Consider the following 11137-nt stretch of genomic DNA (forward strand, 5'->3'; position numbering starts at 1 on the left):
TACCCAAGCCCCGCACCTTGCGGGGCTGATTTTTTCTATGAATAGCACACTTTCACTGGATGTCGGCCAGCACAGCAGCGCGGGCCTCAAAGCAGAAAACCAGGACTGCTGTGGCGCACGCCTGCCGGCGGAGCCACAACTTCGCGTGAAGGGCGCCGCCTTTGCGATTGCCGACGGCATCAGCTCAAGCCCGGTCAGCGCCATTGCCAGTGAAACCGCGGTAACCAGCTTTCTCGACGATTACTACTGCACCTCCGACGGTTGGAGTGTAAAGAACGCCGCGGAACAAGTGCTCAAGGCCACCAACGCCTGGCTTTACGGGCAAACCCGACAAAGCCCCTACCGCTTCGAGAAAGACAAGGGTTATGTCTGCACGTTCAGCGCGATGATCCTGAAAAATAAGGAAGCACATCTGTTCCACCTCGGTGACTCACGCATCTACCGGCTGCGCCGCGGCTCACTGGAACAACTCACCCACGACCACCGGCTGTGGCTCGGGGAGCAGCGCAGTTATCTGAGTCGCGCCTTGGGCGCGCAGTCCCAGCTGGAAATCGACTACCGTCGGGTAACGCTTGAGACCAACGACCTGTTTATTCTGAGTACCGACGGGGTACATGAATCCCTGTCGCAGCAGACACTGATCGAGCACCTGGAACAACACCGGGGTTGCCTCGACAAGGCCGCCAAAACCCTGGTGGCCGCGGCTCTGGCGAACGGCAGTAACGACAATCTCACGGTGCAACTGGTGCGTATCAACGGTTTGCCGGAGACACCACCAGAACTGGTGGAGCAGGCAGGCGCGCTACCCCTGCCGCCAATTCTCAAAGGCGGTGACGTATTCGACGGCTATGTGATTGAGCGCGAGATTCACGCGAGCAGCCGCAGCCACGTGTATCTTGCCACGGACGAAGCCAGCGGTACCCGCGTGGTATTGAAAACCCCATCCATAGACCTCTCAGATAATCCCGGTTATCTGGAACGACTGTTGATGGAGGAGTGGCTGGCGCGACGGGTAAACAGCGCGCATGTGGTGCGTGCCGCGGCCACCCATCGGCCGCGTCAGTATCTCTACACCGCCATGGAACTGGTAGAAGGACAGACACTGCGACAGTGGATGACCGACAACCCCGATCCCGGGCTGGAAACCGTGCGCGGCATTGTGGAGCAGATCGCACGGGGCCTGCAGGCTCTGCATCGGGCGGAGATCCTGCACCAGGATCTGCGCCCGGAAAATATCATGATCAGCCGCGCTGGCACCGTCACCCTGATCGATCTGGGCTCCGCGAAAGTGGCCGGCGTTGCCGAGGTCGCGGAAGAAAACGGCCAGCTGATTCTCGGCACAGCCCTGTACAGTGCGCCGGAATATTTCCTCGGCGATACCGGCACGCCGCGCTCCGATCTGTTTTCTCTTGCGGTGCTCACCTATCACCTGCTGTGCGGGGAATTTCCCTACGGCACCCAGGTTGCCCGCTGCCACACCGTGGCCGCGCAACACAAGCTGCGCTACCGCAGTGTATTGAGCGAGTCCCGCGCCATTCCCGCATGGATCGACGCCACACTGAAAAAAGCCCTGCAACCGAATCCGCTGCGCCGCCACGAGGCTCTATCGGAATTCGTCTTTGAACTGCGCCACCCCAACCCGGAATACCAGAGCGCTTCCCGTCCGCCGCTGATGGAGCGCTACCCGGTGCGTTTCTGGCAATCGGTAAGCGGTCTATTACTGCTCATCATTTTTTACCTGTTGAGCCTGATTTCCAGTGCAAGCTGACACCATTCCATCGTCCAAGGAGAAACACCATGATCAGCAACCGCCAGCAAGTCACCGACATGATCCTCGTCGCCAAGGTGCAGAAGGATCTGAAATGGTCCCAGGTGGCCGATGCCATCGGCCTGTCCAAAGAGTGGACCACCGCTGCCTGTCTGGGGCAGATGACCTTTACCAAACAACAGGCCGAAATTGTCGGCGAACTGTTTGACCTGAGTGACGAGGCGATTGCCTGGCTGCAAATCGTTCCCTACAAAGGCTCTCTGCCCACCGCGGTGCCCACGGATCCGTTGATCTATCGCCTGTATGAACTGGTGAGCGTGTACGGCACCACCATCAAGGAACTGATTCACGAGGAATTCGGCGATGGCATCATGAGCGCCATCGACTTCTCCATGGATATCCAGCGGGAGGAAGACCCCAAAGGCGACCGGGTAAATATGGTGATGTCCGGCAAATTCCTGCCCTACAAGACCTACTGACCGCCATCTCCAGCGCCGGCGGCCATCTCGCCGCCGGCACCGGTGCTGCCCCATGCTGCCAGACTCGCTACACTACCGGCACTGATACCCTTCCCGAGTCGGCCGAAACCATGAGTCTGAGTACGCTTTCCTCACTATCAAGCGTCGATGAAAACGCTGTTGTCGAATCCGAGTTGCCTGCACAAGTGGCGGCGGAGCGACTGGTGCATTTTATTCGACGTCACCCGCGCCTGACGGTATTGACCGGCGCCGGTGTGAGCACAGATTCCGGTATTCCCGATTATCGCGACCGCAACGGGCAGTGGAAACGCAAGCCACCGGTGGATCACCGGGAATTCATGGCGAGTGCGGCTACCCGCCAGCGCTATTGGGGGCGTGCGCTGATCGGGTGGCCGGTGATTCGCAATTCCGCACCAAATCCGGCGCATGCTCATCTCGCCGAGCTGGAGCGGCGCGGGCATATCCATCTGTTGATTACGCAGAATGTGGACCGGCTGCATCAACGGGCGGGAAGCGAGCGGGTGATTGATTTGCACGGGCGCGCGGACGAGATCCGCTGCATGGGCTGCGATTACCGGGCAATGCGCCAGGTGGTGCATGATCGCAACTACGAACTAAACCCGGAATTCCGTCTATATACCGCGGAGACCGCCCCTGATGGAGACGCGGATCTAGAGGTGGATTTCAGCGGTTTTCGGGTGGCGGATTGCCCGGATTGCAGTGGGATATTGAAACCGGATGTGGTGTTTTTTGGCGACAATGTGCCGAAGGATCGGGTGCAGTTGGCAATGGATGCGCTGCGGGAGAGCGATGGGCTGCTGGTGGTGGGGTCTTCATTGATGGTGTATTCGGGGTTTCGGTTTTGTCGCTATGCGAAGGAGTGGGGCAAGCCGATGGCCACGCTAAATTTTGGCACAACGCGGGCGGACGATTTAGTGGATTTGAAATTGAGCGCGGGGATTGGGGCGACGTTGGAACGCACTCTGCAATTGCTTTAATTACTAATTTTGACCTTCGCCAACTTCGTTAGTTTGTTGCGGAGCGGCCGCGCACAGGTGGAGCATTTCGAAATCGGGCTAGGCGCTCACCTTCAATACTTCCCTGTACGCTCCGTCGAGGCCATCCATGGCACCGATGGTTTCGAAATGCACCACCCAGTACTCACCCTTCATTTCTAAACATCGGTCTTTAACAACCATTAATTGGTTTACTCATTTCCGATTTTATCCTGCGTACGCAATTCAAAATCACTGGCATCGTGCCGTTCGTGCAATTGCTCAGAAGGTTCACCCCAGGTGCGATTGACCATTCTTCCGCGCTGTACCGCCGGTCTTGCGGCAATCTCCTCTACCCAGCGATTGACGTTCTTGTAGGTGTGCGCCTCAAGAAATTCCGCCGCGTCGTAAGCCTGGTTTTTTGCCACCGCGCCATACCAGGGCCAGATGGCCATGTCGGCGATGGTGTATTCCTTCCCTGCCACAAATTGATGCTCCGCGAGCTGGCGGTCGAGGACGTCGAACTGACGTTTGACTTCCATGGCATAGCGGTTAATGGGGTATTCGTATTTTTCCGGGGCGTAGGCGTAGAAGTGACCGAAGCCGCCCCCGAGGAACGGAGCCGCACCCATTTGCCAGAAGAGCCAATTGAGGGTTTCGGTGCGCTGCTCCGGAGTGTGCGGGAGGAAGGCCCCGAATTTTTCCGCCAGGTACAGGAGGATAGAACCGGATTCGAACACGCGGATTGGCGGGGTAGTACTGTGGTCAACCAGCGCGGGGATTTTGGAGTTGGGATTGATATCGACAAAGCCGCTGCTGAACTGATCGCCTTCCGTAATGCGGATCAAATGGGCGTCGTACTCGGCGCCGTCGTATCCCAGCGCCAGCAACTCTTCCAGCATGATGGTGGCTTTCACACCGTTGGGTGTGGCCAGGGAATAGAGCTGCATCGGGTGCCGGCCCACGGGCAGTTCTTTTTCATGGGTGGGGCCGGCGATGGGGCGGTTGATCTTGGCGAACTCTCCCCCGCTCTCGCTATCCCATCTCCAGACCCTGGGCGGTGTGTAGCGGTTATCCGTCATAAAAAACTCCACCTTGTGGCATTGATTGATGTGAACGTTCAACTGCAGCGTAAAATTGTGGACTCTGCCGCGGCAACAGTTCCGAAGAGCCGCAATGGATAGTGCTGCCCATTGCCCCGCGCAAATTAACATCTTAAGGGGCATCTGAGAGCGCGCAAAGAATGAGCTGTGTTCGGACCACCGTCGAAATCCGAAAAAATGCCTAAAACACATATTGCAGGAGCCGGCATGAGTCTGCCATGGATAACGGGAATACCGATACACCGGGGCCGACTGTGTCGCAAATACCTGCAACCGCCAGGCGGATAAATCTGCCCAACGAATAACTACGATGTCACCTCTGCCGCAACGCCTCCACCAAAAAATCCACTGTGGCACGCACCCCCGGCAGCAAACCGCGCCTGTGGGGCATAACAATTGTGGTGGTCACCCTACCCGCATTCCAATCCGGCAGTACCCGAACCAGCTGCCCCGACTCCAGCTCGGCACGGCACAGCATTTCCGGCAGACAGGCGATACCCAGCCCCGCCGAGGCGGATCTTGCCAGCACCATTGATTCATTGGCTGTCATCCTTGCCTGCGGCGTAACCTCCACCTGCTGTCCGTCACCGCTGGTTAATACCCAGCGGACATTCTGTGGGCCCGTGAGCAATCCAAAGTGCCCCTCCAGATCCCCGGGCGTCGACAGTCTGCCGGCCCGCGCCAGGTATCCGGGAGCCGCCACCAGAACAATCGGCTCCACCATCACCTGGCGCTGTACCAACCCGGAATCAGGCAGCGGTGCAAAGTGGCAGCGCAGCGCCAGGTCATAGCCCTCCTGAACCACATCCACAAAGCGATCCGACACATCCACTTGCAGATGTAAGCGCGGGAAGGTCTCAGCCAACCGCGGCAGATGTCCGGCAAGATATGCCTGGGCAACCGGCACCGAAGTTGTCATGCGCACAGTGCCACTGGGCACAGCTGCGCGGCTGCGAACCGCCTCCTCGGCCGATTCAGTTTCGATCATGGCCGCGCGGGCGTGCCGGTAAAAATCCTGCCCCAGCTCTGTAAGCGTAAAACTGCGCGAAGTGCGATGGATCAACCGCGCATCCAGCGCCGATTCCAGTTCCGCGACCCTTTTGCTTAGTGTCGATTTGGGGATACCCAAACTGCGGGACGCTGCGGCGAAGCCCCCGTGTTCTACCGCCCGCACAAACAGAAACAAGTCGTTGAGGTTCAGCATAAAAAGAAAGTACACACTTATAGACTTTAAATCCAATTTTTGCAGCCTACTCGCGCAAAGTCCATGTGCGTACAGTGACGTCACCCAGTCAACGGGCCCAACTCAAAACACAACCCCCTGGAGAACACTATGAACCCCATCCTTTGCTACGGTGTACCTTCCGGCTGCTCCTTCGGTTCCATCGTCGCCCTCGAATGGCTCGGCAAACCCTACCAGCTGTGCCGGGTGGAAATGCCCGAAATGGTCACCACGGAGGTGTTTCGGCGCATTAACCCCGTCGCGGAAACCCCATCGCTGCTTACCAACACCGGCGACGTCATCAGCGAGAGCATCGCAATCCTCAGCCACATAGGTGCACAAGGCATCGAGCAAAAACTCGGATTCGCCCAAGGCACTCGCGAATTCGATCAACTGAACCAGATGCTCGCCTTCCTCAACACCACTTTTTTTGGTGCTTTTGCACCGCTGTGGCACGCACTGGAACACAGCGCCGAAGGCGCGAAAAAGGAAGCGCTCACCCACTACGGCCGCGGCGCAGTGGAACGTGCCCACACTGCCCTGGAGGCCATGCTCGGCAACAAAGAGTGGCTGCTCGGAAAGCAACGGACCCTCGCCGACGCTTACTTTATCGGCATTGCACGCTGGAACGAGTACCACAAGGTTGTCGACCGCCGCGATTATCCCGGGCTTCAGCGGCTCTATAACAAACTGGAAGCGGATCAGGCAGTAATTTTCGCACATGCCATTGAACGGCAGGAGGTGGGCGCAAGCAGCGGTGGGTTTCAGGGGGAAATCGGATTGAGCGACGTGTTGGCACGACTTAAATAGGCCGTGAAATAAAGCGCGCCTGACCTTCTACAGGTCAGGCGCGCTTCGCAGTATGAAATCACGGTCGCGAGCACTTCCTCGACGCCGGCAATACCAGTTCATTTGCACATCGGAAATATTGACCGTGCGCTACCGCAAGCGCGGTTGGAGAGTCTTGCCCCTACAATGAAAGCATCAGAAACAGACTGTTCGGGTCCTCTTTATAGCCGGCAAATGGCGCGCAGGGTTCAAAACCAAAGCGCCGATACAGACGGTGTGCGGGCTTGAAAAACTCCATCGAACCGGTTTCCAGACTCAGGCGTGTATAGCCCCGTTTTCTCGCTTCCTCAATGATGTGCTGCAGCACAGCACCACCCACGCCCCTACCCCGCGCATCCGCGCCAGTGCGCATGGATTTGATTTCGCCGTGTGTTTCCGAAAGTTGCTTCAATGCACCGCAGCCGACAAGGACATCGTCACAATACACAGACCAGAAGGTGATCTCCGGCTGGCGCAGCCCATTCAGGTCCAGTGCGTGCTTGCTCTCGGGCGGAGAAGTCGCGCGCATGTCATCGATATGAGCCTGCAGAAACGCCGCAATTTCAGAGCCGGTCAAATCATCCAGAACGATGTTCAGATTTCCCTCAGACATGTGTATTCAGATCCTGAAAACCAGATATTTGGGGCTATCGTACCAATTTTATGTTTATCGCCAAGTACATTTTCCCGGCAAAAGTGGACTCGTTCTGTGGATAGCGCACGCTCATTTCGATAGACTCCCGCACAGGCTCGAAATTGGATTTCAGCAAGGACTCAAAAGCAAGGATTACAGCAGATGTTTTCGAACACTCCCGCCAAACGTGAACTGCGTATTGCCGGTACTCACTCCGGTAAACCCGTCACCATCACCCCACAGGCCGAACCCATCTACCACGAGCTGGTGAAACTCGCCCGCCGCGGCAACCACTGGGCCCAGATCACCGTCAACGCCATCAACCAATTGGCCTCGGGCCGCCTGCACCAGAACAATATCTTTATCAAACCCAGCGCCATGAACAGAGGGGGCACCGAAGAGTTTGTGATGATACTGCCCGGCTGCAAAGTGACCGCAGAGAAGCTGGAGCGGGATGGATTCCGGATTTTGCATTTTGAGGCGGATTTGAATTATGGGGAGTTGATTGAGAAGTATCAAAAACCCGGATTATACAAGGCCAGCAAACAGGATGGTCAGTGGGAGGTAGGTCCCGCAAAAAAAGGTGGGAAGATAGAAAGTTTGGAAGACAGGGTTGTGGCAATCTGTGATAGCGGTCGCGAGAATCCGCGTGAGGCTGCCCGGACAGCATCCAGCAGAATTTCATCAGCTCCGATTTCTGGTGGCGGAATTACCATTGACAGGCATGGCTTTGATCTCCACTACACACCAGGCGAGAGAGGCATTGGTGGCCTGCGCAATTACAAGAATGCAATCCGACCGCTGAAAGACCAGCAACTATACGAGTCTGCCTTACTACTCGCCAAAACAATGTACGACGCCCGCGGTACTGAGGGTGTACGTTGGATATCAGAGTTCGGTGGTTCTGCAGTGTTGACCCAGGCGATGAAGATACTAGCTGATCAGAAAATACAACTTAAAGAGCATTATGTTTTTTTGGTAGATCCCACTACCTCACCCAATACTGCTTACAAAGCTGCCCATGAAGCTGGCTTGAATGTCGATCGCAAGTTTTCCAGTACCGACATGCTTAACTACATGGGCAATCGAGACCAGTTGGAGCTCATAGGTAATCGCCTGCGTTTCGAAAAGAAAAATTACAGCCTGCTAAAGGCATCAGCAGACGTAATTGAGCATTGTAAAAGCCTACAGGGCGCCGGCGCATTTATGGGAACTCTGGCGGCAACTGCCGGTCTTTCTCTCAGTGCCCCGGCTTCCGCAGCCGCATTCCTAACGGCACTTGGGGCTGCAGCCACCACCGCTATAGGCCTCGGAAAGGTGGGCAACGCCATGATCCGAGCCTGGCTGCCAAAACACCATGACAAACTTAAAAGTAAATTCTGATGCTTGATCTAATAAAATATTCCTCACTACGGCTGCGAAATCAGGAAGGTCGCTGCAGTCCAAAGGGGCCTGCGTTTGAAAGCGCTCAAAATACCAAAATACGCTTTCCACAATGCACTCTGGAATTCAAACTTCCCAGCCATTCTCCAAAGCGGGGAGATGGCACAGAGCAAACAAGGATTCTGAAAGATATTTACAGACTTGAAGGACGCAGCTACAACCGAAATATAATGCCGAGCAAGAGCTGGGAGCACGAGCTTATCGCCAGTCGCAGCTGGGTGTTTAACGGACCGTGGTTTACCGGCTATAAGGGACAAGTCTCGTTTGCCATGAGCGGAGTAAACCCCGGCATACAAAATCCCAAACTCAACTTCCTCCACCCCAAAGGATTTGAAACTGGTGTGCTTGGATTTTTAACCGCAAGCTGGGGATATAGAGTTTATGATGAAGAGCAAGAAATCCCCGAATACAAGGCACCTCTAAACTGGTCTCCACTGACACATCTAAAAATACCTGCAGCGCGATTCGATATGGAAGTAGCTGCGCCGGTGAGTCGGTACAGATTCGTATTCTTCCCGGTATCCCGAGACAGATTGATACATATAAGGTTTTCATACTGGCAGGCTTGCGCTGGTTCCCAGCAAGAGCAGGATCAAAAAATAGACCCCAAACCCATGCAGGACCTGATCGACAATATCATCCGCAGCATCCAACTCACTCCCTCCCCGGAACTGGAAGCCGAACTTGCGGAAATTAAAAAGAGCAGTCCGAATCTGAGCGTCAGCCCCAAGTGCGCGCCGCTCAAGTGGCCAGCGGATGTGGATAAGGACGGCATCACCATCCTTGAGTACGACAAGCGCCGCTACGCAACGCCTGGTTATTAATGATTTCTCTCATGTCATAAAGTCTGCGAAGGGCGAGACTCGAACTCGAGTTGCGCCTGGTCGCTGACAGCCAGAATTCAGAGCCCTACTGCCCCACTCATCATGACAGACTGAAAAGTAAATTCTGATGTTCGACGCTATCAAATACTCATCCCTGCAGCTGCGGGAAATTAACAGTCCTTGCATACCTTTTGGCCCCTCGTTTAAACGAGCCCAGCCATCAAAAATTCGCCTTCCTCTATGCACCTTGGAGCTGAGATTACCAAAACACAATCGCATACGTGGAGATAGCACCGGACAGAGAAAAATTGGCAGCGATATATATGATCTTGAGGGTCGAAGCTTCAATCGCAACATTATGCCTAGCCAGAGCTGGGAGTACTCATCCATTGCAAATCGCAAGTGGGCATTTAACGGTCCTTGGTTTAGCGGCCTAATGGGACAGTTGACATTCTCAGCGGTAGCGGTGAAAACCACGATATCTAATCCCAAACTCAACTTCCTTCATCCCCGAGCATTTGAGTCAGGGGTATTTGGCTACTTAACGGCGAGCGAGGGGCACGCTTTATATGACGAAGGCAGAAAAATTCCGGAATACAAGGCCCCACTGAATTGGTCTCCTATTCCCAACCTTCCTGTTCCAGCAGTGCAGTTTGATATGGAAATGGCTACTCCGATATGTCGCTATCATTTGGCATTTATTCCCGTGTCTCGTGATCGACTGGTATGTCTCAGATTTGATTATTGGCAGGAATGTTCCGGTTCACAGGATGAAAAAGACCAGAAAATTAGCCCCAAGCCCATGCAGGACCTGATCGACAACATCATCCGCAGCGTCACACTAACCCCCTCCCCCGAGCTCGAAGCCGAACTCGGTGAGATCAGGAAAATCTGCCCAAATCTGAGCGTCAGCCCCGAGTGCTCGCCACTCAAGTGGCCCGCGGACGTGGACAAGGATGGCATCACCATCCTTGAGTACGACAAGCGCCGCTACGCGTTACCCACTCATTGAGCGGCGTCTAATATTTCTCGTCGTTTCCCATGGAGCCCATGCCATTTGGGCGGGCTCCGACCTCCATTGTTGAAGCCCCTCTGGTGCTCCCCCATAATACCGCCCCGATTTCAAGTATTGCGCCGCCGGTCGCAGACAAGCGTCCCGATGGGGCCGCTTGCTAGTCTTGCACTATCGGGCGCGCAAATTTTGTACTACGCCAATTCAGCACCCGGGACCGGCGCCGCGGCCCGAACGGAACGTCTATGACCGAATTCACTGTCATCCTGCTTTCCACCATCCTGGTGAACAACTATGTGCTGGTGCAGTTCCTCGGCCTGTGCCCGTTCATGGGGGTTTCGAACAAGCTGGAAACGGCCATCGGTATGGCTGGCGCAACCACGTTTGTGCTGACGCTGGCGGCCATCTGCTCCTATCTGGTGAATACCTATCTGCTTGAGCCCTTCGGGATGGAGTACCTGCGCACCATTTCCTTCATCCTGGTGATTGCGGTGGTGGTGCAGTTCGCACGCATGTTTATCGAAAAGACCAGCCCGCTGCTGTACCGGGTGCTGGGGGTCTTCCTTCCTCTTATTACCACCAACTGCGCAGTGCTGGGTGTGGCACTGCAAAACACCATGAAGGCGAACAATTTTGTGCAGTCCACCCTCTATGGTTTCGGTGCGGCGGTGGGTTTTTCGCTGGTGCTGATCCTGTTCTCCGCGATGCGCGAGCGCCTCGCGGTGGCGGATGTGCCGAAGCCATTTAAGGGGGCGGCCATTGGTATGATGACGGCGGGGCTGATGTCCCTGGCATTTATGGGCTTCAGCGGATTGGTATAAGGAGGCGA

General features: G+C 55.6%; 11 protein-coding genes. 8 read left to right on the forward strand and 3 right to left on the reverse strand.

Annotated elements, in window-relative coordinates:
- Positions 1–37: 37 nt before the first annotated feature.
- From FDY93_RS12730 to FDY93_RS12740, 3 genes are all read left to right on the forward strand, one after another.
- Positions 38–1768: a bifunctional protein-serine/threonine kinase/phosphatase gene (locus FDY93_RS12730; protein ID WP_138236140.1), complete on the forward strand. Its 1731-nt coding sequence runs from the start codon at positions 38–40 to the stop codon at positions 1766–1768.
- Between the two features lie 29 nt (positions 1769–1797).
- Positions 1798–2247, forward strand: coding sequence for a cyanase (cynS, locus tag FDY93_RS12735; RefSeq protein ID WP_138236141.1), 450 nt, complete (start codon positions 1798–1800; stop codon positions 2245–2247).
- Between the two features lie 110 nt (positions 2248–2357).
- Positions 2358–3245, forward strand: coding sequence for an NAD-dependent protein deacetylase (locus FDY93_RS12740; RefSeq protein WP_138236142.1), 888 nt, complete (start codon positions 2358–2360; stop codon positions 3243–3245).
- Positions 3246–3454: 209 nt separating this feature from the next.
- On the opposite strand, the gene yghU is transcribed toward FDY93_RS12740, so the two are convergent.
- Both yghU and FDY93_RS12750 read right to left on the reverse strand, forming a co-directional pair.
- On the reverse strand, positions 3455–4324 hold the full coding sequence (gene yghU, locus FDY93_RS12745) for a glutathione-dependent disulfide-bond oxidoreductase (protein ID WP_138236143.1): 870 nt from the start codon (positions 4322–4324) through the stop codon (positions 3455–3457).
- A 334-nt stretch (positions 4325–4658) separates the two neighbouring features.
- On the reverse strand, positions 4659–5564 hold the full coding sequence (locus FDY93_RS12750; RefSeq protein ID WP_220446189.1) for a LysR substrate-binding domain-containing protein: 906 nt from the start codon (positions 5562–5564) through the stop codon (positions 4659–4661).
- Positions 5565–5678: 114 nt separating this feature from the next.
- On the opposite strand from FDY93_RS12750, the gene FDY93_RS12755 reads away from it, so the two are divergent.
- Complete coding sequence (locus tag FDY93_RS12755) at positions 5679–6377, forward strand: glutathione S-transferase family protein (RefSeq protein ID WP_138236144.1); 699 nt, start codon at positions 5679–5681, stop codon at positions 6375–6377.
- A 160-nt stretch (positions 6378–6537) separates the two neighbouring features.
- On the opposite strand, the gene FDY93_RS12760 is transcribed toward FDY93_RS12755, so the two are convergent.
- Positions 6538–7008, reverse strand: coding sequence for a GNAT family N-acetyltransferase (locus tag FDY93_RS12760; RefSeq protein ID WP_138236145.1), 471 nt, complete (start codon positions 7006–7008; stop codon positions 6538–6540).
- Between the two features lie 183 nt (positions 7009–7191).
- Here FDY93_RS12760 and FDY93_RS12765 point away from each other — a divergent pair, with 183 nt between their 5' ends.
- The 4 genes from FDY93_RS12765 to rsxA all read left to right on the forward strand — a co-directional run bounded on the left by FDY93_RS12765 (position 7192) and on the right by rsxA (position 11129).
- Positions 7192–8412, forward strand: a complete 1221-nt coding sequence (locus tag FDY93_RS12765; RefSeq protein WP_138236146.1) for a hypothetical protein — start codon at positions 7192–7194, stop codon at positions 8410–8412.
- Positions 8412–9296 (forward strand): hypothetical protein, encoded by an 885-nt coding sequence (locus FDY93_RS12770; protein WP_138236147.1) that lies wholly within the window; start codon positions 8412–8414, stop codon positions 9294–9296. The genes FDY93_RS12765 and FDY93_RS12770 overlap by 1 nt, the downstream gene beginning before the upstream one ends.
- Before the next feature lie 127 nt (positions 9297–9423).
- On the forward strand, positions 9424–10308 hold the full coding sequence (locus FDY93_RS12775; RefSeq protein ID WP_138236148.1) for a hypothetical protein: 885 nt from the start codon (positions 9424–9426) through the stop codon (positions 10306–10308).
- 245 nt (positions 10309–10553) lie between these two features.
- Positions 10554–11129: an electron transport complex subunit RsxA gene (gene rsxA / locus FDY93_RS12780; protein ID WP_105101852.1), complete on the forward strand. Its 576-nt coding sequence runs from the start codon at positions 10554–10556 to the stop codon at positions 11127–11129.
- Positions 11130–11137 lie beyond the last annotated feature (8 nt).

It is taken from the genome of Microbulbifer harenosus (assembly GCF_005771435.1).
Classification (GTDB): domain Bacteria; phylum Pseudomonadota; class Gammaproteobacteria; order Pseudomonadales; family Cellvibrionaceae; genus Microbulbifer; species Microbulbifer harenosus.